General features: G+C 73.0%; 22 protein-coding genes. 5 read left to right on the plus strand and 17 right to left on the minus strand.

The features are described 5' to 3' along the window. The first annotated feature begins 409 nt into the window (after positions 1-409). Entirely contained in the window at positions 410-850 is a 441-nt protein-coding gene (locus DDW44_RS13365) for a subtilase-type protease inhibitor (RefSeq protein ID WP_027732055.1), read from the plus strand. A gap of 304 nt (positions 851-1,154) precedes the next feature. Here the strand turns inward: DDW44_RS13365 and DDW44_RS13370 are convergent, their stop codons facing one another. Together DDW44_RS13370 and DDW44_RS13375 are read right to left on the minus strand one after the other, a co-directional pair. Continuing rightward, positions 1,155-2,018 (minus strand): alpha/beta fold hydrolase, encoded by an 864-nt coding sequence (locus DDW44_RS13370; protein ID WP_108906579.1) that lies wholly within the window; start codon positions 2,016-2,018, stop codon positions 1,155-1,157. A gap of 940 nt (positions 2,019-2,958) precedes the next feature. Beyond that, positions 2,959-3,672, minus strand: a complete 714-nt coding sequence (locus tag DDW44_RS13375; RefSeq protein WP_108906580.1) for an LbetaH domain-containing protein — start codon at positions 3,670-3,672, stop codon at positions 2,959-2,961. 86 nt (positions 3,673-3,758) lie between these two features. Between DDW44_RS13375 and DDW44_RS13380 the strand changes: the two genes are divergently transcribed. Then, positions 3,759-4,634: a glycosyltransferase family 2 protein gene (locus DDW44_RS13380; protein ID WP_108906581.1), complete on the plus strand. Its 876-nt coding sequence runs from the start codon at positions 3,759-3,761 to the stop codon at positions 4,632-4,634. Here DDW44_RS13380 and DDW44_RS13385 read toward each other — a convergent pair whose 3' ends face one another. Continuing rightward, positions 4,635-5,738, minus strand: a complete 1,104-nt coding sequence (locus tag DDW44_RS13385) for an NAD-dependent epimerase/dehydratase family protein (protein WP_108906582.1) — start codon at positions 5,736-5,738, stop codon at positions 4,635-4,637. A gap of 32 nt (positions 5,739-5,770) precedes the next feature. Beyond that, complete coding sequence (locus tag DDW44_RS13390; protein WP_108906583.1) at positions 5,771-6,013, minus strand: hypothetical protein; 243 nt, start codon at positions 6,011-6,013, stop codon at positions 5,771-5,773. A 196-nt stretch (positions 6,014-6,209) separates the two neighbouring features. On the opposite strand from DDW44_RS13390, the gene DDW44_RS13395 reads away from it, so the two are divergent. Continuing rightward, positions 6,210-7,580, plus strand: a complete 1,371-nt coding sequence (locus DDW44_RS13395) for a helix-turn-helix domain-containing protein (RefSeq protein WP_108906584.1) — start codon at positions 6,210-6,212, stop codon at positions 7,578-7,580. Positions 7,581-7,776: 196 nt separating this feature from the next. Here the strand turns inward: DDW44_RS13395 and DDW44_RS13400 are convergent, their stop codons facing one another. Next, positions 7,777-8,469, minus strand: coding sequence for an iron-dependent transcriptional repressor DtxR (locus tag DDW44_RS13400; RefSeq protein WP_017946095.1), 693 nt, complete (start codon positions 8,467-8,469; stop codon positions 7,777-7,779). Between the two features lie 150 nt (positions 8,470-8,619). Here DDW44_RS13400 and DDW44_RS13405 point away from each other — a divergent pair, with 150 nt between their 5' ends. Further along, the gene (locus tag DDW44_RS13405) at positions 8,620-9,375 is read left to right on the plus strand and encodes an SIS domain-containing protein (protein WP_108906585.1); all 756 of its coding nucleotides are present in this window, start codon (positions 8,620-8,622) and stop codon (positions 9,373-9,375) included. Between the two features lie 111 nt (positions 9,376-9,486). Here DDW44_RS13405 and DDW44_RS13410 read toward each other — a convergent pair whose 3' ends face one another. Together DDW44_RS13410 and pdxH are read right to left on the minus strand one after the other, a co-directional pair. Then, a complete protein-coding gene (locus tag DDW44_RS13410) occupies positions 9,487-10,848 on the minus strand; it encodes a PAS domain-containing protein (RefSeq protein ID WP_108906586.1) in 1,362 nt (453 codons plus the stop codon). A 539-nt stretch (positions 10,849-11,387) separates the two neighbouring features. Then, positions 11,388-12,047 (minus strand): pyridoxamine 5'-phosphate oxidase, encoded by a 660-nt coding sequence (gene pdxH / locus DDW44_RS13415; protein ID WP_037756159.1) that lies wholly within the window; start codon positions 12,045-12,047, stop codon positions 11,388-11,390. Between the two features lie 396 nt (positions 12,048-12,443). On the opposite strand from pdxH, the gene DDW44_RS13420 reads away from it, so the two are divergent. Further along, a complete protein-coding gene (locus tag DDW44_RS13420) occupies positions 12,444-13,592 on the plus strand; it encodes a citrate synthase 2 (protein ID WP_108906587.1) in 1,149 nt (382 codons plus the stop codon). Between the two features lie 9 nt (positions 13,593-13,601). Here the strand turns inward: DDW44_RS13420 and DDW44_RS13425 are convergent, their stop codons facing one another. The 10 genes from DDW44_RS13425 to DDW44_RS13470 form a co-directional block, all read right to left on the minus strand. Beyond that, the gene (locus DDW44_RS13425) at positions 13,602-14,660 is read right to left on the minus strand and encodes an isopenicillin N synthase family dioxygenase (RefSeq protein WP_108906588.1); all 1,059 of its coding nucleotides are present in this window, start codon (positions 14,658-14,660) and stop codon (positions 13,602-13,604) included. A gap of 548 nt (positions 14,661-15,208) precedes the next feature. Continuing rightward, positions 15,209-15,610: a PIN domain-containing protein gene (locus tag DDW44_RS13430; protein WP_108906589.1), complete on the minus strand. Its 402-nt coding sequence runs from the start codon at positions 15,608-15,610 to the stop codon at positions 15,209-15,211. Next, the gene (locus DDW44_RS13435) at positions 15,607-15,855 is read right to left on the minus strand and encodes a hypothetical protein (RefSeq protein WP_017946088.1); all 249 of its coding nucleotides are present in this window, start codon (positions 15,853-15,855) and stop codon (positions 15,607-15,609) included. The genes DDW44_RS13430 and DDW44_RS13435 overlap by 4 nt, the downstream gene beginning before the upstream one ends. Before the next feature lie 30 nt (positions 15,856-15,885). Continuing rightward, positions 15,886-16,503 (minus strand): TetR/AcrR family transcriptional regulator, encoded by a 618-nt coding sequence (locus DDW44_RS13440; protein WP_026164991.1) that lies wholly within the window; start codon positions 16,501-16,503, stop codon positions 15,886-15,888. Next, positions 16,491-17,240, minus strand: coding sequence for an enoyl-CoA hydratase family protein (locus DDW44_RS13445; RefSeq protein ID WP_108906590.1), 750 nt, complete (start codon positions 17,238-17,240; stop codon positions 16,491-16,493). The genes DDW44_RS13440 and DDW44_RS13445 overlap by 13 nt, the downstream gene beginning before the upstream one ends. Continuing rightward, complete coding sequence (locus tag DDW44_RS13450) at positions 17,237-18,862, minus strand: 4-coumarate--CoA ligase family protein (protein ID WP_108906591.1); 1,626 nt, start codon at positions 18,860-18,862, stop codon at positions 17,237-17,239. Before DDW44_RS13450 ends, DDW44_RS13445 begins: the two co-directional genes overlap by 4 nt. A 172-nt stretch (positions 18,863-19,034) precedes the next feature. After that, the gene (locus DDW44_RS13455) at positions 19,035-20,174 is read right to left on the minus strand and encodes an acyl-CoA dehydrogenase family protein (protein WP_026281629.1); all 1,140 of its coding nucleotides are present in this window, start codon (positions 20,172-20,174) and stop codon (positions 19,035-19,037) included. Positions 20,175-20,248: 74 nt separating this feature from the next. Beyond that, on the minus strand, positions 20,249-22,369 hold the full coding sequence (locus DDW44_RS13460) for an ATP-binding protein (RefSeq protein WP_108906592.1): 2,121 nt from the start codon (positions 22,367-22,369) through the stop codon (positions 20,249-20,251). Positions 22,370-22,376: 7 nt separating this feature from the next. Then, positions 22,377-23,978 (minus strand): acyl-CoA carboxylase subunit beta, encoded by a 1,602-nt coding sequence (locus DDW44_RS13465; RefSeq protein WP_108906593.1) that lies wholly within the window; start codon positions 23,976-23,978, stop codon positions 22,377-22,379. Between the two features lie 109 nt (positions 23,979-24,087). Further along, positions 24,088-25,803, minus strand: coding sequence for an acyclic terpene utilization AtuA family protein (locus tag DDW44_RS13470; protein ID WP_108906594.1), 1,716 nt, complete (start codon positions 25,801-25,803; stop codon positions 24,088-24,090).

Genomic DNA, 25,803 nt, shown 5'->3' on the forward strand with positions numbered 1-25,803 from the left:
AGGAAGCACGTCCTCGCGGCAACGGGCCGGTGACGGGGCCGAACCGCTCCGGCCGCCGGCTCTTCGCCGTATACGAAGGCGTACGGCGGGAGAGCGCGGGCACCGGGAGGGGAGCTCTCGGCAGGCACCGGAATCCGGCCGAAGGGCGCTCCGGAGCGGCATTCCACCGCAGAACCGTTTTTGCAACGCCGCAGGCCAGACGATCGTTCCGCGTTGGACCACCGGCACTTGTCCATATAGCGGACAGCCGGTCGCGCTTCCCGCACACCCCCGCCGAGCTGCCCGAACGGCCATTCGGTAGGCATGCGTTGAACGTATGCGGCCGGAAACATGTGATGGATGTGCGATCACTGTGCGCATCAGCAAGACTCCCGATCGCAACCGCACACACCGTCAAAGGGGTTCACTCATGCGTTACATCGTCCACACACTCGGCGCGACGGCCTCCGCTGCGGCGCTCGTGCTCAGCGGCCTGGCCGCAGGCACCGCGCACGCCGATGCCGCCGGTGACACGGGGCTCTACGCCCCGTCCGCCCTGGTGCTGACGGTCGGCAGGGGCGAGGCCGCCGCGACGGCGACCGTCGAGCGCGCGGTGACCCTGAACTGCGCCCCGGCACCCAGCGGCACCCACCCGTCCCCCCGCGCCGCCTGCCGGGAACTCAACACCGTCGACGGCGAGTTCGCCATGCTGAACGGCACGTCCGGCCGCCCCTGCACCCGGCAGTGGGACCCGGTCACGATCACCGCCGCCGGGGTCTGGCAGGGCAAGCGCGTCGACTGGTCTGCCACGTACGGCAACTCCTGCGAGATGCGGGAGAGCATGAACGGGTCCGCGGTCTTCGCCTTCTGAGCACGCCGAGCCGCGGCGGACCGGGGCGACACGACGGCGGTCCCGGTCCGCCGCACCCGCGGCCGTGCCGCGCCAAAAGCCCCATGGACCGGAAGCCCCATGCACCGGAAGCCCCATGGACCGGATGGCCACCTCCCCGGCCGTCCGGTCCCGGCGCCACTGCCGACGCCACTGCCGGGGCCGAGCGCCTGAGGCCGAGCACATGGGCGAGCGCGTGAGGTTCGGCGGGCGGAACACCGGCACGCCCCGCCGGGCGCCGGCTCCGGACGCCCGAACGCCCCGACGTCCGGGACGCCCGGAGCCGTCACTCCGCCAGAACGCCCTCCAGGAAGGGTTCGAGGACGGCGCGCCAGGCGTCGGGCTGGTCGTAGTGGACGAGATGCCCGGCGTCCGCCACCTCGGCGTACCGCCCGCGGGGCAGGACGCGGACCATCTCCTGCGCCTCGGCCCGGCCCAGCTCCCCGTCGAGTCCGCGGACCACGAGCGTCGGGCACCCGACCCGGGCCAGCGAGTCCCAGTGCGCGTCGTGCACCCAGGTCGCCCGGGACCTCAGCATCTGGCGACGGGAGAAGACCGGCCGCCAGCCGTCCGCCCGTTCGGCCATCACCTCGGCGAAGAACTCTCCCCGCGCAGGGCTGGGACGCTCCAGCCGGGGGTCGTCCTCGCCGAACCACCTGCGCACGTCCGCGAGGGTCGCGAAGGGCACCGGCCACGAGCGGAACCACGCCTCCCACTCCCGCTGCGAGGCCGCCCCGAGCGCGGAGGCGCGCATGTCGCAGACGACCACGGCCCGGACGAGGTCGGGGCGCTCGGCGGCGAGCTGCCAGGCGGTCAAAGCGCCCATGGAGTGGCCGATGAGGACGGCCGGCGCCAGCCCCAACTGCTCCACCGCGGCCGCCGCGTCGGCGACATACGCCTCGCGGGTGAACGCGCCGTCGGCGGGACGCTCGCTGCGACCGTGCCCGCGCTGGTCGAGGGCGACCGCCCGGTACCGCTCGGCCAGCCAGCGGGCGGTGGAGGCCCAGTGCGCGGCCCGGCCCATCAGCCCGTGGAGGAGTAACACGCCCGGAGCGCGGTCCGTCTCACCCCGTCCCTTGGGCGGGTCGGCGAACTCCCAGGCGGCGAGCCGCACTCCGGCCGTGCCGGTCACGTCGATGCGCCGCACCATGGTCCTGGCACCCCCTTCTGGCCCTCGTGGTTCTCCGGGCTCTCCGAAGCGATCGAGCTCCGCCAGACTATCGAACTTCCATTCGAAAGCCGGCTTCCGGCGAGCAACACCCCTCGTTCGAGTGACCACCCTCAAGGATTGACGACCGTCGCCGAGGGGAGATCTTCAGCGGGAGGCGGGCCGCTCGGGGAAAACGGTCCGAGGGGATCGACCTTGAGAGCTCGGGGCTCCGGGTCGACAAGGGGGAGGACAGGCCCCGGCGCCCAAGGGCGCCGGGGCCCTTCGCGTTCGGCAGGCGCATGGTCCGCTCCCTCCCCTGCGGCCGCCCGGCCCCCGGGCCGGAACGGTCCTATGCCTCAGCCACAGCGTGGCACGCGGAGGCGTCCGGGCGCTGCCGTTCCCACGGGAAGGCGCGCTCCGGAAGGGGCGTCACGGCGGACGGAGGAGTCATGCGGCGTACGACGCGGCGCGCCCGCACCGCGCAGGGTGCGGCTCGCGAGCGCGGCACGGAACCCCTCGTCGGGCGCGGAGACTGCGGCGGGCGACGAGGGGTTCCAGGGCAGACCCAGGACGGCGTGCCCGCGAGCACCGCCCGGCAGTCCACCACGTCAGCAAGGCCGGGGAAGTCGACGAGGACGACGAGGACGACGTCGGCATGGCCCAGCGCGAGTCGGCCATCTCATCACCCAGCTCGACGACTGTACGGACCTGCTGAGGCCGGGCGTCATGTACGGGAGAATGACGCCCGACCAGGTCCAGGTCATGGCCCGCGAGGTCTGCGAGCTGCCGTGTGATTCCGGCCAGCGCCCCATGAGATCGCCGAGCTGAGGACGGGCTGTATCGGACACGCAGCTGGTGAATGGCCCCTGATCTGGGACAACCGCCTGGGACGGCGCCTGTACCGGAGCCTGTACTGCGGCGGAGCAGCAAACCCGTGGCGTCATGCCCCGGCAGTGGTCCTCCCGCGATGTGCAGGTCGCCTTCGCACATGGACCTCAGAAGTGTGCGGGGCGGTAATGACACTGTGGTCGGGGATGATGCGTGCGGCGAGGGTGACGCCTGTGGCGATCCGGCAATCGCGGCCGAGGGCAACGCCGGGGCCGAGGCTGATGCTGTTGCCGGTTTGGACCCGGTCGCCGATCAGGGCGCCGAACTGCGGCGTGCCACAGCGGTAGAGGCCGTCGGAAGTACGCAGGACGATGTCCCGTTCAGGGTTGCTCATGTGGGGGCTCCACATGCTGATGGCCGCGACTGTCAGGTTGGCTGACAGGTGGGCGTCGGTACCGACGAGGGTGCGGTTGATGCCGATGCGGTGGCCGAGTACGGCGCGTTCGCCGACGAACGAGCGGGTGACCTCACAGTTGAAGCCGACGGTGACATCGTCGCAGAGTACGGAGCCGGCGCGTACGGTGGAGAACTCCCACACGCGTACTCGGGGGCCGATGATCACGTCGTCCCCGATGATCGCGGTGGGGTGAATCTGCGCGGTGGGGTGAATGCGGTGGGAGAGCCGGGTGAGGGCCTGGCGGTGCCTGTCCTCCCAGAGCGCGAGGAAGTCGGCCAGCTCACTCTTCTCCAGGTGCTCGTAGGGGGTGCCGTCCAGCATTCCGCTGGTAGGGGCGGTGAGGTAGTCGCTGAGGCGGATGGTGGGCATCGGTGGCCTTCCGTCGGGTGGTCAATGGCAGTTCCCCGGGCGGCTAGCATCGCCGGCACCGGACCCGAGGAACGGAGTGCTCATCCGTGCGTCACCCCCGCGTAGGCGTCGCGATCTTGACAATGGGCACGCGGCCCGCCGAGCTGGCTGCCCTCCTTGAGTCGGTCGCCGGGCAGAACACGCCTGCTACGCGGGTGGTGGTCGTGGGTAACGGCTCGCCGCTGCCGCCTCTGCCGGAGTGGGTGACCCGTGTCGAACTGCCGGAGAACCTGGGGGTGGCCGGCGGCAGGAACGCTGCGCTGGCCCGGCTTCGGGAATTCGGGGATGTCGATGTCGTGGTGGACCTGGACGATGACGGCCTGCTGATCAGCCCGGAGGTGTTCACCCGGCTCGCTGAGCTGTACGCGGCGGACCAGCAGCTTGGCGTGGTCGGTTTCCGCATCGCCGACGAATACGGCCGCACCCAGCGCCGCCACGTCCCGCGTCTGCGGGCGGCGGAACCGATGCGCGGCGGGCTGGTGACGACGTTCCTCGGCGGCGGGCACGGACTCTCGATGCGGATGCTGGACCAGATCGGCGACTGGCCCGAGCCGTTCTTCTACGCGCACGAGGAGACCGACCTGGCCTGGCGGGCTCTGGACGCGGGTTGGAAGGTGCTCTACGCGCCTGAGCTGGTGCTGCAGCATCCCTGGACATCGCCGACCCGGCACGCGGTCTTCTACCGGATGGTCGCCCGCAACCGGGTCTGGCTGGCCAAGCGGCACCTTCCCGCCCTCCTCATCCCCGTCTACCTGAGCGTCTGGATGGTGATGACCATGGCCCGCACCCGATCTGGGACGGGGCTGAGGGCTTGGTTCGCCGGCTTTGCCGAGGGCCTGCGCACCCCGTGCCCTCCCCGCCGGCCGATGCGCTGGTCCACGGTGTGGCGGATGACCCGCCTGGGCCGCCCGCCGGTCATCTGATCAGGCAGTCGCGGCCCCGGACTCGGCTCGCAGCCACGCGGGGATCGCCCCGGGCCACTTGTCCAGCCAGCCCGCGTATCGGGCCACCCCTTCCTTGACGGTGATCGTCGGCCGCCATCCGAGCACCGCTTCCATGCGGTGGGTGGCCGCGTAGCCTCCGAGCGGGTCACCGGGCGGCATCGGCGTCTCCACGAAGCGTGTGCCCGGGTACTGCGCGGCGACCAGCTCGGCCACGGTGCGAATGCTGGTGGGGGTGCCGGTGCCGATGTTGATCGTCTCGTTGTGGGCCCGCGGGGCGGCAAGGGCCCGGACGGTGGCGGCGGCGATGTCGTCGACGTGGACCAGGTCCCGGATCTGGTGGCCGCCGCCGTTGAGATGCAGGGGCAGACCCAGGGCGGCGCGGGTGGCGAACCAGGCCACGACCCATGAGTGGCTGTTCTCCTTGATGACCTGTGGCTCTCCGTAGACGGAGAAGTACCGCACGATCGTGTACGAGGTGCCCACGGCACCCAGTGTGAGTGCGGTCTGCGTCTCGCCCCACGCCTTGGTGTTGGCGTAGACCGACATCGGTCGCAGCGGTGTGTGCTCGTGGAACTGCGGCGGGACCCGCCCGTAGACGGCTTCCAGCAGCTTGCGCACGGTCCGGTACTCCTCGCACGGGCGTGCCCGGTCCTTCGGGTTGCCGTTGCCGTAGACGCTGGCCGAGGAGACGAAGACGAGCCGGCGGGTCCGCTCGCAGGCGGCCACCGCGTCGAGCAGCACCTGAGTGCCGGTGATGTTGGTGTGGATCGGCGCCATGGGCTTTCGGGTACAGGCGGCGACATCAGCGAGCGCTGCGGCGTGGATCACGTGGTCGGACTCGATCACCGCCTCCCTGACCACGTCCGGGTTCTGGATGTCGCCGACGATGACATCCGGGTCGGTGGGATCGATCCCGAACAGATCGCGATATGTGACCTGGGGGTAGGCATCCAGCGTGCACAGCACGAGCGGCCGGGCTCCCGCCTGGCGCAGGAAGGCTGCGATACGGCTGCCGATCAGCCCGGCCCCGCCGGTGACCAGCACGGTCCGGCCGGCGAGCTCCTTGAACTGGGTGTCGTGCACGGAACCTCCATGTCGTGGTGAGCGGTGCGGTGTCACCGGCCCTCCCGCCGGGCCTGCTCACGCTTGGCGATGAGCTGCTCGAACTGGATCGCGTACAGCTCCACCTGGTCCGGGGTCAGGACGAGCACCGACGTGATGGTGTGACCGTCGGTGTGGTGGATCTCGATGTCCAGGGCGGCCTGACGGGCGCGGCGGTCGTAGGTCGCGTCCCGCTTCAGCGGCGTCGCGTGGGTGGCCCGTGCCCACACACCCTCGGCAGCCCGGGTCTCCTTCATCTCGCTCTCCCCTCACGGTTTCGCTGCGGCTCGCTCTGATGCGCGCCGTCGTGGTCACGAGGACACCGCACCCTGACCGGCTGCGGGAGGGGCGGCATCCCGGCACGCACACGGTTTGCACACGGCGTAAACGGCTTGCAACTTCTCGTGCTGCAACGTGGTTTGGCAGGACAATGAGTCCGGCAGGAGGTGAGTCGTGGACAACGCCCATCCGCTCTGGCGTTCTGCGGCTATGCGTGACGCGCTCGCCCGCCGCGATGCCGGCGCGATCGTCCGGTTAGCCCGCCGCGCAGCCGACGTCACGCTCGCCGAACTGGGGGAGCAGGTCGGCTATACCGCCGCCTCACTCTCCCGGATGGAACGCGGCAAGCAGCCCATGCGCGACGTGATGCTGCTCCAGAACCTGGCCGCCTGCCTCGATATCCCTCCGCACTTGCTCGGCCTCGCACCGCAGCGGCAGCGACCCGCCTCGGACCGGACCGGCGCCACTAGGGTGGGTGGGCACACCCTGTTCGGCGAAGAGGGAGACGACGCGGTGCAACGCCGAAAGCTCCTGGCAGGGCTGGCCGGAGCCACGACGAGCGCGGTCCTCGGACCGTCAGCCGCCGCCCACGCCCCTGCACGGCCGAGCCTGTCCGGCCTGGAAGACCTTCTACTCCACCGGCAGCACGTCCCGGTCCTCACCCCTGCCCCCACGCCGTCAGCCGTCACCGCAGCGGTGAATGCCTCACGAGCCGACTTCAGCGCCTGCCGCTATGACACACTCGCCCGCGCACTCCCGGCCCGCATCGCCCTCACCCAGGCCCTCGGCGCCCACGGGTACTCGGAGCAGGCGGCGACCGCTGTCGCAGAGCTCTACACCACCGCAACCCGGCTCTGCATCAAGCTCGGCGAAGACGGCTTGGCCGTCGTCACCGCCGACCGCGCCCTCACCGCGGCGCTCGGTGGCGCAGACGCCCTCACCGTCGCCGAAGCCCACCGCATGGTCTCCTCCGCCTGGCGCCGGCAGGGACACCACGCACGCGCCACCGACGTCGCCGTCACCGCCGCCCAGCAACTGACCGCCGACCGCACCAGTGACGTCACCGAACGGCTCTCCGTCCAGGGCAACCTGTACGCCACCGCCGCCTACACCGCGGCGAAGCAAGGCGACCGGCACACCGCGTACGCCCTCATCGCCGAGGCCGAAGCCACCGCTGGGCAACTCGGCCACGACGCACTGCTACGCGGCACCGTCTTCGGCCCCAGCCAAGTTCTCCTCCACCAGGTTTCGATCAGCCACCTGCTCGGCGACGCGGGCCAAGCCATCGAGCACGCACGCCGCATCGATGCCGCCGCCCTGCCCACCACCGAGCGCCAAGCCCGCTACTGGATCGACGTCGCCCGCGCCTTCGACCAATGGGGCAAACCGGACCGCTGCTACCGGGCACTACTGGCCGCCGAGCACGCGGCGCCACAAGAGGTCCGCCGCGGCTCGGTCCAGACCATGGCCGCCAACCTGATGCGCCATGACCGTACCCTCCCCGGCGTACGGGCGTTCGCTGACCGAGTCGGTGCCCTCGCCTAGCCGGTCTCCGCGACGATCGGAGCTCGTCGTCCCTCAGGAAGAGGCTCAGGCACGACGGGGGAAGATGCCCTTCCCCCAGCACGACCTGCTGCCTCTTGCCTGAGCGTCGGCTTCCGCCCCTGGATGCCAGTCGCGCGACCGGCATCCAGGGCAAGCGCACCCGCCCCCGCACGCCGCAGACGGATGGAGCGACGACTCAGCGCTTCGCCACGAAGACATGGGAGGCGACGCCCGCCTCCAGCTCCGCGGCCTCACCGCCGCTGCCCACCAGCACTCCGCCGGCCGACTCGGTCACGCTCACCACCGAGCCGGGCTGCACACCGGCGCGCCGCAGGGTGTACATCAGCTGGGCGTCCGTCTGGATCGGCTCCCCGATCCGGCGGACGACCACCGTCTTGCCCTCGGTGCCGGCGTCGAGATCGGCCAGGCTGACCATGCCGTCGTCGAGGAACGCCTCGGCCTCCGCCTTCTCGCCCAGCTCCTCCAGGCCCGGGATCGGGTTGCCGTAGGGCGACTCGGTCGGGTGCCGCAGCAGCTCGAGCACGCGCCGCTCCACCGCCTCGCTCATCACGTGCTCCCAGCGGCACGCCTCGGCGTGGACCTGCTCCCACTCCAGGCCGATCACGTCGACCAGCAGGCACTCGGCGAGCCGGTGCTTGCGCATCACCCGGGTGGCGAGGCGGCGGCCCTCCTCGGTCAGCTCCAGGTGACGGTCGCCCGCGACCCTCACGAGCCCGTCGCGCTCCATCCGCGCGACGGTCTGGCTGACCGTGGGCCCGCTCTGGTCGAGCCGCTCCGCGATGCGGGCGCGCATCGGGACCACGCCTTCTTCCTCCAGCTCGAGGATGGTGCGGAGATACATCTCCGTGGTGTCGATCAGTCCGGACATACGTGCCCCTCGAAGAAGTCGTGCCGTGGCCCTGCCTCAATTCTGACGCATGCCGCCGACAACCGGGCCGACACTGCGTGGAACCCGTATTGACAGGGGAATGGTCCAGACCGCAACGTGATCCGCGACACGACGGGAAGGGGCGCCGCGATGGGCGGGAACACACTGGCGGGTCGGTTCCTCGACGCCGCGATCGGCCTGCTGGAGCGCGTGCGCGACGAGGAGGCGGCGAACATCGCCGCCGCCGGCGCGGCCATCGCGGACACGGTCGCCGCCGGTGGCCGGATCTTCGCCTTCGGCGCGGGCCACTCCTCGCTCGCCGCCCAGGACGTGGTCTACCGGGCGGGCGGCCTGGCCGTGATGAACCTGCTCGCCGTCCCCGGCGCCGTCGGTGTCGACGTGATGCCCGCGACCCTCGGCTCCGCGCTGGAGCGCGTCGACGGCCTCGCCGCCGCGGTACTCGACTCCAGCCCCGCCCGCGCCGGCGACGTACTGATCGTCGTCTCCCTGTCCGGCCGCAACGCCCTGCCCGTCGAGATGGCCCTGAACGCGCGGGCACTGGGCCTGAAGGTGATCGGTGTGACGTCCGTGGCGTACGCGACCGGCACGAAGTCCCGACACGCCACGGGCACGTACCTCAGGGACCACTGCGACATCGTCCTCGACTCCAAGATCGCGGTCGGCGACGCCGAGCTGACCGCCGAGGGCGTCGAGGCCCCGTTCGCACCCGCCTCCACGATCGTCACCAGCGCCCTGATGCAGGCGACCGTCGCCGCGGCGGCGGGCGAACTGGCCGCTCGGGGCGTCCAGCCGCCGCTGCTGCGGTCGGGGAACGTGGACGGCGGCCACGAGTGGAACGACCGGGTCATGACCGAGTACGCGGACCGGATCTTCTACCGCCGCTGACACCGGTCGGCGCCCGGGGCCGGCACACCTCACGCCACCACCGGCCCGGAACCGGCCCGCGGGGCCGGACCGCGGAACCCCTGAGCCCCGGCCCCGGCCCCGCCGAGGGCGCTATCCGCCGCGCGCCCGCGCCAGGTCCAACGCCGTGGCCACGTGCGTCGCGACGCTCTCCGCGTACTCCACGTCGGGGCGCTCGAAGCGGGGGCGGTTCGCGGACCGGAGGAAGGTGACGACCCCGAGCGTGCGGCCGCGGCTGCGGAGCACCGTGGACAGGGCGTGCACCGCGTCGCGCGGCCATCGGCGTTCCACGGCCCAGCTCTCCGTGCGGCCCGGTCCCCCGCCGGTACTGGTGCGGACGGAGCCGACCCGGTCCATCGCCTGGAGTGCCGGGTGCCCGTGCGGATACCGGAGCGGGATGCCCCCTCCCGTGATCCGGGCGACCGGCCCCGGGGCGCCCGACGGCGTCGCCGCCGCCCGCACCAGCCGTTCGCCGTCCTCCGACAGCACGTCGAGGAGGGCGTGGTCGGCGAAGCCGGCGAGGGCGAAGTCCAGCCGGGTCGTCGCCGCCTCCATCGGGTCCTCGCACTCGGCCGCCGCCCGGGCGGCACGGTGCAGCTGGCTGAACCGGAACCGCAGCCGGTCCGCCTCCTGCTCCGCGAGCCTGGCCTCCGTGACGTCCTGGAACAGCCAGCCGACGCCCAGCGGAACCGGCTCCTCGGCCAGCGGCGAGGCGAGTCTGAGGAATCCGCTGCGCCAGCACCTGCGCCGCTCGCCCTCCTCGCCGCGCACCGTCAGCCAGAGTTCCACGAGCGCGCCCGGCGCGCCGTCGGCGAGGACGTGGTGCAGCGCGCCCTCCACCTCCTCGACGCCCTGCACGATCAGCTCCCCGAGCGGGCGTCCCAGCGGCGTCGTACGCCCCCCGGAGCCCAGCATCCGGGCCGCGTGCCGGTTCACGACCGCGGGCCGCAGGTCCACGTCCACCAGCACGACCCCCCAGGCCGCGTCCTCGAAGAGCGCCTCGCTCAGGGCGATCGAACGCTCCAGGTCGATCTGGGCGTGCACCTCGCTGAAGGCGCAGTACACCCCGGCGGGCCTGCCGTCGGCACCGCGCACCCCGGCGGACTGCGTCCGTACCAGCACCCGCCCGCCGTCCTTGCGCAGCAGCGCGAACTCGTGCACCTGCCGGCCCGGCGCGGTCATCGCGGCCATCAGCCGGCCCCGTACCTCGTCCGCGTCCGCTGCCCGAGCCGCCCATCCGGCGAAACCGCGCCGTCCGACGGCCTCCTCCGGCGACCAGCCGAGGATCCGTTCGGCCTCGCGGTTCCAGTGCGTGATCACCCCGTCGGCGTCGAACGCGCAGAGCGCGGCGTCCATGCCGTCCAGCAGCGCCGCGAGCAGATCGGAACCGGGGCCGTCCCGTTCCGGCTCGTCCGGTCCCAGCGCGCTGGTGGCCTCGCTTCTGGAAGCACTCATCCTGGCACCCCCTGCAGGACGTGTCCTCGGCCGGTGCCGCCCTCCGCAAAGCGGCACCCCCGATCATTCAACTGGAACGTGACTCAGAACACATCGATTTCCCGGAAATCGTCGCCCTGGCGAAAAGAGGTTGAGCCGCGCTCGCCGGGTTCCTAGTGTGGGTTTCCTCGAGAAGGGAGGTGATTCGGAACATGAAGGCATTCCGGACGCGAGAGGTGGCTGCGGGCTAGGTCCCGTCGTCGCACCTTCGTGCACCTCGGCAGGGCCTCTGCCGAAATCCAAGCAGTCACCGACCCGCGGGCTCGCCGGTACGTCCGGCCGGCTTCCTCCTCGGAGGGACCCGAGCCCGCGGGTTTCCGCGCTCCCGGGGGCGGCGCCCGTATGTCCGGGCCCCGAGGTCCGCGCGCCGGGGTCCGCGCGCCGACGTCCGCGCCTTGAGGTCCGCGCGCCGAGGTCCGCGCCCTGCGTAAGCGGACTCGGCGTAAGCGGCCGCGGCGCAGGCGCCCCGGTGCCAGCGGACCCGGCGCAGGCGCCCCGGCTCACGGCGCCAGCCGCTCCACTCGCCAGCCGCCGGGCTCCCCGGGGACCCTCACATACCGGAGCCGGTCGTGCAGCCGGTTCTCGTGGCCCTGCCAGAACTCGACCGTCTCGGGCGTCACCCGGTAGCCGCCCCACTCCGGCGGCACCGGCACCTGCTCACCGGCCGGGTAGCGGCCGGCGAGCTCCTCGTACCGCCGCAGCAGCTCCCCGCGGGACGCCAGCACCGACGACTGCGGGCTCGCCCAGGCGCCGAGCTGGGAACCGTGCGGCCGGGTGCGGAAGTACGCGGCCGTCTCGTCCCGGCCGACCCGTGCCGCGGTGCCGGTGACGACGACCTGGCGGGTCAGCGGGTGCCAGGGGAAGAGCAGCGAGACATGGGGGTTGGCGTCGAGTTCCCGGCCCTTGCGCGAGGCGTAGTTGGTGTAGAAGACGAAGCCGCGGTCGTCGAAGTGCTTCAGCAGCACGGTCCGGGAGGACGGCCGGCCGTCGGGTGTGGCCGTGGAGACGATCATGGCGTTGGGCTCGTGGAGCCGCCCGGCCGCGGCGTCCTTGAACCAGTGGACGAACTGCTCCATCGGCTCGGCGGGCAGTTCCGCCTCGTCGAGCGGGGTCGATCGGTAGTGCTCGCGCATGGCTGCGGGGTCGAGGGCGTCGGTCACGGGATCATCCTGCCGCACGGGCCGCCGGGGGCTTCCCGCCCTTCCGGACCACGCGTCGCGGCGGTCCCGGGCGGCGAGGCCGCGGCCGCCGCTCACCTGTCGCGCCCCACCCGTCACCCGTCGCGCGGGCCCGGCTCACCGGTCGCGCGTCACCCGTTCGGAGCCTGGCCCATTCTTCCCGGCACGGGGTGCCGCCAATCCTCCGGAGCGGATCGGCGCACTGTGCCGGATGTCACGCTTCCCCGCATCGGTGGGAACGGCCAAAATCGTGCGCTGGGCCGCTGTGGCCTCCCCACGAAGCGGAGCGGGTGACCACGCTCCGCACGGGGCATCACCGTGGTGGTCACCCCACCCGGGCCGAAGCCTGTCCCGCCACCCATCCTGAGGAGCCGCCTGATGTCCGACTTCGTACCCGGACTCGAGGGAGTCGTCGCGTTCGAGACGGAGATCGCCGAACCCGACAAGGAAGGCGGCGCGCTCCGCTACCGCGGTGTCGACATCGAGGACCTCGTCGGCCACGTCTCCTTCGGGAACGTGTGGGGGCTGCTGGTGGACGGGGCGTTCAACCCCGGCCTGCCGCCCGCCGAGCCGTTCCCGATCCCGGTCCACTCCGGCGACATCAGGGTCGACGTCCAGTCCGCGCTCGCCATGCTCGCCCCCGTCTGGGGTATGAAGCCGCTCCTCGACATCGACGAGGCGCAGGCACGGGACGACCTGGCCCGGGCCGCCGTGATGGCGCTCTCGTACGTGGCACAGAGTGCCCGCGGGCAGGGCCTGCCGATGGTCCCGCAGCGGGAGATCGACAAGGCCGAGTCGGTCGTCGAGCGCTTCATGATCCGCTGGCGCGGTGAGCCGGACCCCAGGCATGTGAAGGCCGTCGACGCCTACTGGACGTCGGCGGCGGAGCACGGCATGAACGCCTCGACGTTCACCGCCCGGGTCATCGCCTCGACGGGTGCCGACGTGGCGGCCGCGCTCTCCGGCGCCGTCGGCGCCATGTCCGGCCCGCTGCACGGCGGTGCGCCGTCCCGGGTGCTCGGCATGATCGAGGAGATCGAGCGCACCGGCGACGCGGTGTCGTACGTCAAGAGGGCCCTGGACAAGGGCGAGCGGCTGATGGGCTTCGGTCACCGCGTGTACCGGGCGGAGGACCCGCGCGCCCGCGTCCTTCGGCGGACGGCCAAGGAGCTGGGCGCGCCCCGCTACGAGATCGCGGAGGCGCTGGAAAGGGCCGCGCTGGAGGAGCTGCACAACCGCCGTCCGGACCGGGTCCTGGCGACGAACGTGGAGTTCTGGGCGGCGATCATGCTGGACTTCGCCGAGGTCCCGGCGCACATGTTCACGTCGATGTTCACCTGTGCCCGCACGGCGGGCTGGTCGGCGCACATCCTGGAGCAGAAGCGCACCGGGCGGCTGGTCCGCCCGTCCGCCCGCTACATCGGGCCGGGTCCGCGCGACCCGCGCTCGATCGAGGGCTACGCAGACATCGCGGCCATCGCCGCCGCCGCTGACACCGCCGACACCGCCGACACCGCCGGGCGGTAGTGCCCGCGGTCAGGCCGCCGCTCGCTCCACGAGATCCGGGTGGTGCCGGGCGGCGACCAGCGGGTGCGCCCGCAGCTTGCCCTTCAGCTCGTTGCGCCCGTACTCCGCGAACAGCGGGTTGGCCGGGTCGGTGGTGACCCCGGGGGCGTCCGCCGCGTGGGGGAAGGGCAGCGGGGCGACCCGGGCGTCGAGCCGCGGGTTGAAGAAGAACGGCACGGAGAAGCGCTCGGTGGCACCGGGCGGGCTGACCACGCGGTGGTTGGTGGCGACGAGGTAGCCGTTGGTGGCGACCTCCAGCAGCTCGCCGAGGTTGACGACGAACGCCCCGGGCAGCGGCGGTACGTCGTGGAAGAGCCCGTCCTCCCGCTGCACCTGGAGGCCACCGATCCGGTCCTGGTGGAGCAGGGTGAGGAAGCCGTAGTCCTTGTGGGCGCCGACGCCCTGGCCGGCGCCGTCGCCGGCGCTGCCCGGGTAGCGGACCAGCTTCAGGTGCAGATGGGCCCGGTCGCCGAAGACGTCGTCGTAGAAGTCCGGCGGGGCGCCGATGGCCGCGAGCAGCTCGTGGAGCAGCCGGTGCGCGACCGCGCTGAGCCGGTCGATCCAGCCGAGCGCGGCGGTGCGCAGCTCGGGCAGTGCGGCGGGCCACTGGTTGGGGCCTTCCAGCCACCAGTAGGCGGGCTCACCCGGCGCGGGTATGTGCGCGGCGCGTTCGGCGCCGATGTCGAGCTGGTCGCGCCAGTCGCGGCTGCCGCGGGTGCGCTCGTCGCCGACGCGGGTGTAGCCGCGGAAGTGCGGCGAGTTGACGTTGTCGATGGCGTGCCGCTCGGCCTCGGGCAGGGCGAAGAACGCGCGCATCGCGCGCATCAGGGCGTCGGTCTCGGCCGCGGTGACGCCGTGGCCGACGAGCTGGAAGAAGCCCACGTCGTGGGCGGCGCTGTGCAGGCGGGCGTGCAGATCGGCGCGGGCCTCGGGGCCGCGGCCGGCCGCCGAGAGGTCGATGACCGGGAGCTGGGAGAGGTCGCGCGAGGCAGGCGAGGCATGCTGCGGGAGGTGCTGCGAAGGAGACATGGGTGCGTCCGCTTTCGGTGTCCCGGCCGGCGGTCGGGGTGGTGACCGGGGGTGGGTGCCGCCGGCGTCCGCCGGGGTGGGGCGGGGCCGGTGGGCCGGGTGGGCCGGGTGGGGTGGAATCAGGGCGTGGGTCGGAGGTGGGCCCGACAGCCCATGCTCGTGACGCGGAGGAAGTCCACGTGGCGGCGGCGAACGAGCGGAAGCATGGGGCAAGGGTACGACGCGGGACCGCCGAGCTGTCGTGACCCGGGTCACAGGGCCCGCGGGCAGGTTCGCCCGCCGGGCGGGGCCGGGCCACGGACCGGGTCACCGGGCCGAGCCACGGGCGGGCCACGGGCGGGCCACGGTCCGGCACCGGCCGGGCACCGGCGCACCGGATGACCGCCGCCGGGCGGGCGCGACGGCTCCGCCCGGACCAGGCCGCACGCGGCGGGCCGTACCCCGGTCTGAACGGGGCCGGGCACCGGCGGCGGTGGGCCCCGCAGCCCGGTGGCGCGGGGCCGGGCACCGGCCGCGTGAAGACTTCGGCGCCCCGGTCGGTCCGCCGGTCAGATGCCCATGAGCCGGATCCGGTCTCCGCAGAGTCTGGCCATGTCGTCGAGATCGGACGTCATCATCACCACGGGGCCCGGCTGGCGCAGCGCCATCTCGGCGACGGTCGCGTCGATGGCGTACTTGTGACCGTGCAGTCCGGCGTCCTTGAGCAGCCGGGCGGCGGCCTTCGCGGACTCCTCGGTGACGGGCTCCACCTTGACGCGGGAGAGAAGCCAGTTCAGGCGGGGAATGCTGGTTCCGGCGCGGGTGGCCTCGATGATGGTGTTCGCGCAGAGAGCCAGGGTGGCTTCCTGTTCGTAGAAGATCTGGATGCGCCTTTCAACCGTGCGATCCTGCTGGATCCAGGCCGACAGACCCTCCGAGTCCAGGACGAGAGTGTTGGCGACGAGACTCAAGCGGCCCTCGCACTCGGGTCAGGAGCGAGCACTGCGGCGATCTCCGCACGGGCCTCGGCGAGCTCTTCCTCGGTGAAGGCACCGTGTTCATCCTGATACCGCCTGAGCTCCTCACCGAGGAGCTCATGTCTGATCTTGCGCGCCACCGCCTCGGCCACGTACGCGGACACGTTGTCCGTCAGCTTCTTCAGCGCTTCCACGTCGGCGGTGGGGAGGGTCACCGTGATGCGAGTCGTCTCGGCCATGGGCCCACGATACCCCACATCTGCATACCATCAGTATGCAGATACGTTTCCCCCCAGCGTCTCCTCCAGCAGCCGCGCCCACTGCCCCACGACCCGCCTCCGCCGTGCCGCGTCGTCGGTCAGCAGGTTCGCGAGCCCCAGGCCGCGGGCCATGTCGAGCAGCCCCTGGACGGTCTCGCGCACGCCCGGCACCGTCTCGTCCGCGCCGAGCAGCTCCACCGCGATGCGGTGGGTCTCCCGGCCGACCCGCGCCTCCAGTTCGGTGACCGGGCCGCGCAGCTGCTCCTCGTTGGAGGCCGCGACCCAGAGATGGAGTGCGGCCCGGAACAGCGGGCCGGTGTAGAGGTCGACCAGGGCCGCCACGACGGCCGCCCGGCTCTGGCCGGGGAGGGACCGCAGGGCCGAGGAGCGCTCCTCGGCCACGTACTCCACGGCCGCCGTGAACAGGTCCTCCCTGGTCGGGAAGTGGTGCTGTGCCGCGCCCCGCGAGACCCCGGCCCGCTCGGCCACCACCGAGACGGTGGAGCCCGCCCAGCCGCGTTCGGCGAGGCAGGCCACCGCGGCCTCCAGGAGCCGCTGCCGGGTCGCCCGGCTGCGGTCCTGCTTGGGCTCCTTGGCGGAGCCGGCGGGGGAGGTCACAACACCCATGCGGGGTCCCGTCGTTCGAGGAAGGCCGTCATTCCCTCGCGCGCCTCCGCCGAGGCGAAGAGCGAAGCCGAGCGCTGGACGAGGTCCTCGGCGTCACGGTCGAAGGTCTCCCGCACCCTAGCCGTGAGCAGCTGCTTCGTCGCGTCCAGGGCCTGCGGTGAGGCTCTGCGGAAGCCGTCGAGCACCGGCGCGAGGGCCTCGTCGACGTCCTCGGCGACCGCCGTCAGCAGTCCCATCCGGGCCGCCTCCGCGGCACCGAAACGCTCGCCGCTCAGGTAGTAGCGGGCGGCCGCCCGGGGCTCCAGACGCGGCAGCAGCGGCAGGGAGATCACGGCGGGCGCCACCCCGATCCGCACCTCGGTGAACGCGAAGTCGGACCCGGCGGACGCCGCGGCGACGTCGCAGGCGCCGACGAGGCCGAGGCCGCCCGCCCGCACCCGGCCGGTCACCCGCGCCACCACGGGCTTGGGCAGTTCGACGATCCGCCGCAGCAGCGCGACGAAGGTGTACGGGTTTGGGGGCTCCTTCAGATCGGCTCCGGCGCTGAAGGTGCCGCCGGTGTGGGTCAGCACGACGGCCCGTACGGCGGGGTCCTTACCGCACTCGGCCACGGCGTCGGCCAGCTCCCCGACGAGCCGCGCCGACAGGGCGTTGCGGTTCGCCGGCGAGTCCAGCGTCAGCGTGGTGATGCCGCGTGCGGTCGCCGCCTTGACGGTCTCGTTGCCGGTGGATGTCACGTGGTCTCCTTCGCAGGGTCCGCCCGGTACTCCCCGTTGTGCCGGTTACGCCGGGTCTCCCGGTCGCGCAGTTCACGGCGGAGGATCTTCCCCGAGGCGGCCCGGGGCACTCCGTCGACGAACTCGACCCGCCGGATCTTCTTGTACGGGGCCACCCGCCCGGCGACATGGGCCAGGACGGCGTCGGCGGTCAGATCGGGCGCGGCGGCCTGCCGTACGACGTACGCCTTGGGTATCTCGTTCCCGTCGTCGTCGTACACGCCGATCACGGCCGCGTCCGCGATGCCCTCGTGGGTGAGCAGCAGGGCCTCCAGCTCCGCGGGGGCGACCTGGAAGCCCTTGTACTTGATGAGTTCCTTGACCCGGTCGACGACGAACAGCCAGCCGTCGTCGTCGACGCGGCCGATGTCGCCGGTGTGCACCCACCCCTCGTCGTCGATCATGGCGGCGGTGGCGTCGGGCCGGTTCAGATAGCCCTTCATCACCTGCGGACCGCGAATGGCGATCTCGCCCTCCTCGCCGGGCGCGGCGTCCCGGCCGGGGTCGTCGAGCGCCAGAATCCGCATCTCGGTGCAGGGCAGCAGCTTGCCCACGGCGCCGGGCGGCGGGTTCTCGGCGTCCAGCGGCACGACATGGGTGCCGGGCGACAACTCGGTCATGCCGTACGCCTGGAGCACCGGCGGCAGCCCCAGCCGCTCCGAACAGGCCCTGGCGAGCCCGGCGTCGAGCGGCGCCGCCGCGCTGACGACGTACTCCAGCGACGACAGGTCGTAGCGTGCCACCGCCGGGTGCTTGGCCAGCGCCAGCACGATCGGCGGGGCCACGTACAGGGCGTTGATCCGGTGCTTCTCGATCGCCGCGAGGAACTGGTCGAGGTCGAACCGGGGCAGCACGACGACGGTGGCCCCGTTGCGCAGCGGGGCGTTCATCAGCGCGGTGAGGCCGTAGATGTGGAAGAACGGCAGCACGGCGAGGATGCGGTCGCCGGGCTTCATGGGGATGACGGGGTCCAGCTGCGCCAGGTTGGTCGCGATGGACCGGTGGGTGAGCATGACCCCCTTGGGCACGCCGGTCGTGCCGGAGGAGTACGGCAGGGCCGCGACGTCCTCGGCGGGGTCGATCGCCACATCGGGTTCGGGGGCGGTGCAGCCGAGCATGCCGAGGATCGACCGGTGGCCCTCGGCCTCGTCGCAGACGAAGATCTCCTCTATCCCGCCGACCAGTTCGGCGGCCCGCCGGGCCGCTTCGAGCAGCGGGGAGACGGTGACGATCCAGCGTGCGGAGGAGTCGCCCAGCTGCTTGGCGAACTCCTCCGCCGTGGACAGCGGATGGACGGTGGTGACGGACGCCCCGGCGCGGGTGGCGGCGTAGAAGACCACCGGGTAGGCGACCGTGTTGGGGCTGTGCAGGGCGAGCACGTCGCCCTTGCGGACGCCCGCGTCGGCGAGCGCCGCGGCGAGCCTGCGGTGGTACGTGTCGAGCTGGGCGTACGTGAGCGTCGTGCCGCCGGTCCCGTCGACCAGGGCGACGGTGTCGCCGTACCCGGCCGCCCGGCCCAGGACGGCCTCGTGGATGGGGACGGAGAGGGACGGGACGTCCGCGTACTCGCTGTGCATCACCATGGCAGCCCCTTCGCGGTCGGATGGTGGCCGGGCGGTGGCCGGGTGGCGGCCGGGCCGTGGCCGGGTCGCCGGGCCGTGGCCAGGTCGCCGGGCCGTGGCCAGGTCGCCGGGCCGTGGCCAGGTCGCCGGGCCGTGGCCAGGTCGCCAGGTCCTGGTCGCCAGAATCCCCCCGTCAGTACGACTTGGGGAGACCCAGGGACTGATGGGACACGAAATTCAGCACCATCTCGCGGCTGACCGGGGCGATCCGGGCGACCCGGGCAGCGGTGACCAGGGACGCGAGGCCGTACTCCCGGGTGAGGCCGTTGCCGCCGAGTGTGTGGACGGCCTGGTCGACGGCCCTGACGCAGGCCTCACCGGCCGCGTACTTGGCCATGTTGGCGGCCTCGCCCGCGCCCAGGTCGTCACCGGCGTCGTAGAGCGCCGCGGCCTTCTGCATCATCAGCCGGGCGAGCTCCAGCTCGATGTGCGCCTGGGCGAGCGGGTGGGCGATGGCCTGGTGGGCGCCGATGGGCGCGTTCCAGACCTGCCGCTCCTTGGCGTACTCCACGGCGCGGGCCACCGCGTAGCGGCCCATGCCGATCGCGAACGCGGCCGTCATCACGCGCTCCGGGTTGAGCCCGGCGAACAGCTGGAGCAGACCGGCGTCCTCCTCGCCCACCAGCGCGTCCCGCGGCAGTTCCACGTCGTCGAGGACCAGCTCGAACTGCTTCTCCTGGGCGAAGAGTTCCATGTCGATCGGGGAACGGCCGAAGCCGGGCGCGTCCCGCGGGACGATGAACAGGCACGGCTTCAGCTTCCCGGTCCGGGCGTCCTCGGTACGGCCCACGATCAGGGTCGCGTCGGCGATGTCGACGCCGGAGATGAACACCTTGCGGCCGGAGAGGACCCAGCCGTCGTCCGTGCGCCGGGCGGTGGTGGTGATCCGGTGCGAGTTGGAGCCGGCGTCCGGCTCGGTGATGCCGAACGCCATGGTGCGGGTGCCGTCGGCGAGGCCCGGGAGCCACGCCCGGCGCTGCTCCTCGGTGCCGAAGCGGGCGATCACGGTGCCGCAGATCGCGGGCGAGACCACCATCATCAGCAGGGGGCAGCCGGCGGCGCCGAGTTCCTCCAGCACGATGGACAGCTCGGCCAGGCCGCCGCCTCCGCCGCCGTACTCCTCGGGGAGGTTGACCCCGAGGTAGCCGAGCTTGGCGGCCTCGGCCCACAGCGCCTCGCGGTCGTGGTCGCGGCCGTGCCGCTTCCCGAGGGCGGCGACCGCGGCACGCAGCGCGGCACACTCCTCGCTCTCGACGACCGTGCGCGTACTCACGCTCGTGTTCGTACGTGTGCTCGTGCTCGTGCCTGTGCTCGTGCTCGTGCCTGTGCTCGTGCTCTTGCGGGTGCTCATGACGGGTGCTCCTCCTGTGCAGCGGCTTGAACGACGGCGAGAAGGGCACCGACCTCGACCTGGCGGCCGGGGGCGGCGTGGAGCGCGGTGAGGGTGCCGGAGGCCGGAGCGGTGATGCGGTGCTCCATCTTCATCGCCTCCAGCCAGACGAGCGGCTGGCCGGCGGTGACCGCGGCGCCGGGGGCGATGCCCTCGGCGACCCGGACGACCGTGCCGGGCATGGGGGCGAGCAGGGAACCGGGCTCGCGCTGGGCGGTGGGGTCGGGGAAGCGGGGCAGCCGGGTGAGGGTGTGGGCCGAGGTGGGGGTGTCGACGTGGACCCGGTCGTCCCCGTACACGGCGATCCGGAACTCCTTCTCCACGCCGTCGGTTTCGATCCGCACGGCGTCCGGGGCGGCACGGCGGACCCGCACTCCGGGGAAGTCCTCGGCCCGCACGCCGTCGCGGGTGAAGCGGTAGCGGACCTCGTGCTCGGTGTCCCGGCCCCGGTAGCGCTTGACCTGCGGCTGCGAGGAGAGGTTGCGCCAGCCGCCGAGGCGGGCGGTGGTGCCGGCCGCATCGCCGCCGGCCCGCCGGGCGGCGGCGTCCGCCAGGGCCGCGGCGAGCGCGGCGAGTTCCTCGCCGTCCGCCGCCCCGGTCAGTGCGGGCAGATGCCGGTCGTAGAACCCGGTGTCCATCCGGACCTCGGCGAACTCGGGGTGCCGCAGGGACCGTACGAGCAGTTCCCGGTTGGTCACCGGACCGTGGATCCGGGCCCGCGCCAGGTCGCCGGCGAGCCGCCGCACGGCCTCCCGCCGGGTGGGCGCCCAGACGACGACCTTGGCAATCATCGCGTCGTAGTGCACCCCGATCCGGTCGCCGTCGCCGTAGCCGGCGTCGACCCGCGTCCACGCCCGCGCGGACGGGGTGCCGGAGGCCCCGTCACCCGGCACCGGGCCCGGACCGGACGGGCTACCGGCGGTTCCGCCGCCCGGCGTACAGCCCGGACCGCACGGGCTACCCGAGGCCCCGTCACCCCGCGTCGAGCCCGGACCGGACGGGCTACCGGAGGCCCCGTCACCCCGCGTCGGGCCCGGGCCGCCGCCCGCCGGGAAGGACAGTGCGTGGAGCGTGCCCGTCTGCGGGGACCAGGAGCGCGACGGGTCCTCGGCGTACAGCCGGGCCTCCACGGCGTGACCGCGCTGCGCGGGCGGAGCGGGCGGCAGGGCGGCACCCTCGGCGACCCGGATCTGCAGGGCCACCAGGTCGACACCGAACACCGCCTCGGTGACGGGGTGCTCCACCTGGAGCCGGGTGTTCATCTCCAGGAAGTGCGCCCGGGCGCCGACCACGAGGAACTCCACCGTGCCCGCGCCCCGATAGCCGGTCGCCCGGGCGGCCCGGACCGCCATCTCCTCCAGGCGGGCGGTCAGTTCCTCGCCCAGCCCCGGGGCGGGCGCCTCCTCGACGACCTTCTGGTGGCGGCGCTGCAGCGAGCAGTCCCGGGTGCCGAGGGCCCACACCGTGCCGTGGGCGTCCGCGAGGATCTGCACCTCCACATGGCGGCCGCCCTCGACGTACGGCTCGACGAAGACCTCGCCGTCCCCGAAGGCGCTCAGGGCCTCGGCCCGGGCGGCGGCCAGCTCGTCCTTCAGCGCGTCCAGTTCGCGGACGACGCGCATCCCGCGACCGCCGCCGCCCGCCGCCGCCTTCACCAGCAGGGGCAGATCGCCCTCGGTGACCGTGCCCGCGTCGAGCGGCGCGATCCCCATCAGCTCCTTGGCCCGGGTCTTGGACGCCATCGCCTCGATGGCGTCCGGGGGCGGCCCGATCCAGGTCAGGCCCGCGTCGACGACCTCGCGGGCGAAGTCGGCGTTCTCGGACAGGAATCCGTAGCCGGGGTGGACGGCGTCCGCGCCGGCCGCGAGCGCCGCCTTCACGATCAGGTCGCCGCGCAGATAGGTGGCGGCGGGCGCGGCCCCCGGCAGCCGCACCGCGGCGTCGGCCTCCCGGGTGTGCAGGGCGCCCTCGTCCGGGTCGGCGTAGACGGCGACCGTCGCGATGCCGAGCTCCCGGCAGGTGCGGAACACCCGGCAGGCGATCTCACCGCGGTTGGCGACGAGCAGGGTTTCGATCATCGGGGCCTCACATCCTGAAGACGCCGAAGCCGCCGCGCGCGCCTTCGACCGGGGCCGTGTGGATGGCGGACAGGCACAGGCCGAGGACCGTGCGGGTGTCGCGCGGGTCGATGACGCCGTCGTCGTACAGCCGCCCGGACAGGAACATCGGCAGCGACTCGGTCTCGATCTGCTGCTCGACCATCGCGCGCAGTCCCGCGTCGGCCTCCTCGTCGTACGGCCGCCCCTTCGCGGCGGCCGAGGCGCGGGCGACGATCGACAGCACCCCGGCGAGCTGCTGCGGGCCCATCACCGCGGACTTGGCACTGGGCCAGGCGAACAGGAAGCGCGGGTCGTACGCCCGGCCGCACATGCCGTAGTGCCCGGCACCGTACGAGGCGCCCATCAGCACCGACAGATGCGGGACCTTCGAGTTGGCGACCGCGTTGATCATCATGGCGCCGTGCTTGATGATGCCGCCCTGCTCGTACTCCCGGCCGACCATGTAGCCGGTGGTGTTGTGCAGGAAGAGCAGCGGGATGTCGCGCTGGTTGGCAAGCTGGATGAACTGGGCGGCCTTCTGCGACTCGGCGCTGAACAGCACGCCCTGCGCGTTGGCGAGGATGCCCAGCGGGTGCCCGTGGAGCCGCGCCCAGCCGGTGACCAGGCTCGGCCCGTACAGCGGCTTGAACTCGTCGAAGTCGGAGCCGTCGACGATCCGGGCGATGACCTCGCGGGGGTCGAACGGGGTCTTCAGGTCCTCGGGGACGATGCCGAGCAGCTCCTCCTCGTCGTACCGGGGAGGTTCGGCCGCGGCGGCATGGGCGGGGTGCGCCTTGCGGTGGTTGAGACGCGCCACGATCCGGCGGGCGTGCCGGAGGGCGTCGTACTCGTCCAGGGCGTAGTGGTCGGCCAGTCCGGACGTACGGGCGTGCATCTCGGCGCCGCCGAGGGACTCGTCGTCGCTCTCCTCGCCGGTGGCCATCTTCACCAGCGGCGGCCCGCCGAGGAAGACCTTCGACCGCTCCTTGATCATGACGGTGTGGTCGGACATGCCGGGGACGTACGCCCCGCCGGCGGTGGAGTTGCCGAAGACGACCGCGATCGTGGGGATCCCGGCGGCGGACAGCCGGGTGAGGTCGCGGAAGAGCGCCCCGCCCGGAATGAAGATCTCCTTCTGGGAGGGGAGGTCCGCGCCGCCGGACTCGACGAGGCTGATCAGCGGCAGCCGGTTGGCGAACGCGATCTCGTTGGCGCGGAGGATCTTCTTCAGCGTCCAGGGGTTGCTCGCTCCGCCGCGCACGGTGGGGTCGTTGGCGGTGACCAGGCACTCGACGCCCTCGACCGTGCCGATCCCGGTGACCACGGAGGCGCCGACGGGGTGGTCGCTGCCCCAGGCGGCGAGCGGTGACAGTTCCAGGAACGGGGTGTCGGGATCGAGGAGCAGCTCGATCCGCTCCCGGGCCAGGAGTTTGCCCCGTCCGCGGTGGCGTGCGGTGTACTTCTCGCCGCCGCCGGCGAGCGCCTTGGCGTGCTCGGCCTCGAGCGCGTCGAGCCGGGCGAGCATGGCCTCCCGGTGGGCGGCGTGGTCGGCGGACGCACTGTCGAGCGCGCTGGCGAGGACGGTCACGGGGTCACCTCCGGTGCGGGGTGCGGAGTGCGGTGCAGGGGGTTGCGCAGTGCGGGGTGCGGAGTGCGGTGCAGGGGGTTACGGAGTGCCGTATGCAGTCGGGGCCACGTCACAGCAGGCTCTCCGGGATGTCCGTGTGCCGGGCCCGCAGCCACTCCCCCAGGCCCTTCGCCTGCGGATCGAAGCGGGTCCGGGCGGCGACGCCCTCGCCGAGCAGGCCCACGACGGTGAAGTTCAGCGCCCGCAGGTTCGGCAGTACATGGCGTACGACGGTCAGCTCCGCCGTCTCCGGCAGGAGTTCACGCAGGCGCTCCACGGTCAGCTCGTGCGCCAGCCAGCGCCACTCCCGGTCACCGCGGACCCACACCCCGATGTTCGCGTCGCCGCCCTTGTCACCGCTCCGGGCGCCGGCGACCAGGCCGAGGGGCGCGCGGCGGGTCCTTCCGCCGGCCGGCAGCGGCTCGGGCAGCGGCGGTTCCGGCACGGGCTCCAGGGCGCGGGAGCGCGGGGCGGCCGGGACCGGCAGCCGGCGGCCGTCGTCGAGCACGGCGGTGTGCGCGACGGACCTCGCGTCCACGTACGCGGCCTCGAACACCCCGTACGGCGCGCCCTTCCCCGGCGGGGCGGTCACATGGAAGCCGGGGTAGCCGCCGAGGGCGGTCTCGACGGCCGCGCCGCTGACGACCCGGCCGACGGCCTCCGCGTCGTGGTCGCGCACGACCAGCCGCAGCAGCGCGCTCGCGGTCTCCTCGGTGGCGGCGTCCGGCCGGTCGGTGCGGGCCAGTTCCCAGCGGACCTCCGCGGGGCGGGACCCGGCGCGGGCGAACGCGTCCTCGATCTGCTCGCGCGCGAGCCTCGCCTTGGCCTCGATGTCGAGCCCGGTCAGCACGAACACGACCTCGTTGCGCCAGCCGCCGAGGCGGTTGAGGCCGGTCTTGAGGTCCGGGGGCGGCGCCTCGCCGCGCACGCCCGTGATCCGGACCCGGTCCGGGCCGTCCTGGGTGAGCCGTACGGAGTCGAGGCGGGCGGTGACGTCGGGTCCCGCGTAGCGCGCCCCGCCCGTCTCGTACAGCAGCTGGGCGGTGACCGTCCCGGTGTCCACGAAGCCGCCGGTGCCGGGGTGCTTGGTGATGACACTGCTGCCGTCGGCGCGGAGTTCGGCGAGAGGGAACCCGGGGCGGCGCAGGTCCCGGCCCGCGTAGCGCCCGTCGGCGAAGAAGCTGTAGTTGCCGCCCGTCGCCTGGGTGCCGCACTCCAGGACATGGCCGGCGACGACGGCTCCGGCGAGGGCGTCGTGGTCCTCGGGCCCCCAGCCGAAGTGCCACTGGGCGGGCCCGGTGACGAGCGCGGCGTCGGTGACCCGGCCGGTGACGACGACGTCGGCGCCGTCCGCGAGGCAGGCGGCGATCCCGCCGCCGCCGAGGTAGGCGTTGGCGGCCAGCGCGCCGGGGAAGCGGTCGGTGAGGTCGTCGCCCTCGACATGGGCGACGCGCACGGGGACCCCGACCCGGGCGGCGAGTTCGCGCACGGCGTCGGCGAGGCCGGACGGGTTGAGCCCGCCGGCGTTGGCGACGATCCGCACCCCGCGCTCGTGCGCCAGGCCCAGGCCCTCCTCCAGTTGGCGCAGAAAGGTCCTGGCGTAGCCCAGGCGCGGGTCCTTCATCCGGTCCCGGCCGAGGATGAGCATGGTCAGTTCGGCCAGGTAGTCCCCGGTGAGGACGTCCAGTTCGCCGCCGGTGAGCATCTCGCGCACGGCGTCGAAGCGGTCGCCGTAGAAGCCGGAGGCGTTCCCGATCCGCAGCGGCGCGGGTTCCGCGGCGGGCAT

The sequence above is a fragment of the Streptomyces tirandamycinicus genome (assembly GCF_003097515.1).
GTDB lineage: Bacteria > Actinomycetota > Actinomycetes > Streptomycetales > Streptomycetaceae > Streptomyces > Streptomyces tirandamycinicus.

Coding starts and splice junctions, on each gene's coding strand:
- DDW44_RS13365 (WP_027732055.1), top strand. CDS start 410: ATGCGTTACATCGTCCACACACTCGGCGCGACGGCCTCCGCTGCGGCG.
- DDW44_RS13370 (WP_108906579.1), bottom strand. CDS start 2,018: ATGGTGCGGCGCATCGACGTGACCGGCACGGCCGGAGTGCGGCTCGCC.
- DDW44_RS13375 (WP_108906580.1), bottom strand. CDS start 3,672: ATGCCCACCATCCGCCTCAGCGACTACCTCACCGCCCCTACCAGCGGA.
- DDW44_RS13390 (WP_108906583.1), bottom strand. CDS start 6,013: ATGAAGGAGACCCGGGCTGCCGAGGGTGTGTGGGCACGGGCCACCCAC.
- DDW44_RS13400 (WP_017946095.1), bottom strand. CDS start 8,469: ATGTCCGGACTGATCGACACCACGGAGATGTATCTCCGCACCATCCTC.
- DDW44_RS13405 (WP_108906585.1), top strand. CDS start 8,620: ATGGGCGGGAACACACTGGCGGGTCGGTTCCTCGACGCCGCGATCGGC.
- DDW44_RS13410 (WP_108906586.1), bottom strand. CDS start 10,848: ATGAGTGCTTCCAGAAGCGAGGCCACCAGCGCGCTGGGACCGGACGAG.
- DDW44_RS13420 (WP_108906587.1), top strand. CDS start 12,444: ATGTCCGACTTCGTACCCGGACTCGAGGGAGTCGTCGCGTTCGAGACG.
- DDW44_RS13425 (WP_108906588.1), bottom strand. CDS start 14,660: ATGTCTCCTTCGCAGCACCTCCCGCAGCATGCCTCGCCTGCCTCGCGC.
- DDW44_RS13435 (WP_017946088.1), bottom strand. CDS start 15,855: ATGGCCGAGACGACTCGCATCACGGTGACCCTCCCCACCGCCGACGTG.
- DDW44_RS13440 (WP_026164991.1), bottom strand. CDS start 16,503: ATGGGTGTTGTGACCTCCCCCGCCGGCTCCGCCAAGGAGCCCAAGCAG.
- DDW44_RS13450 (WP_108906591.1), bottom strand. CDS start 18,862: ATGGTGATGCACAGCGAGTACGCGGACGTCCCGTCCCTCTCCGTCCCC.
- DDW44_RS13460 (WP_108906592.1), bottom strand. CDS start 22,369: ATGATCGAAACCCTGCTCGTCGCCAACCGCGGTGAGATCGCCTGCCGG.
- DDW44_RS13470 (WP_108906594.1), bottom strand. CDS start 25,803: ATGCCCGCCGCGGAACCCGCGCCGCTGCGGATCGGGAACGCCTCCGGC.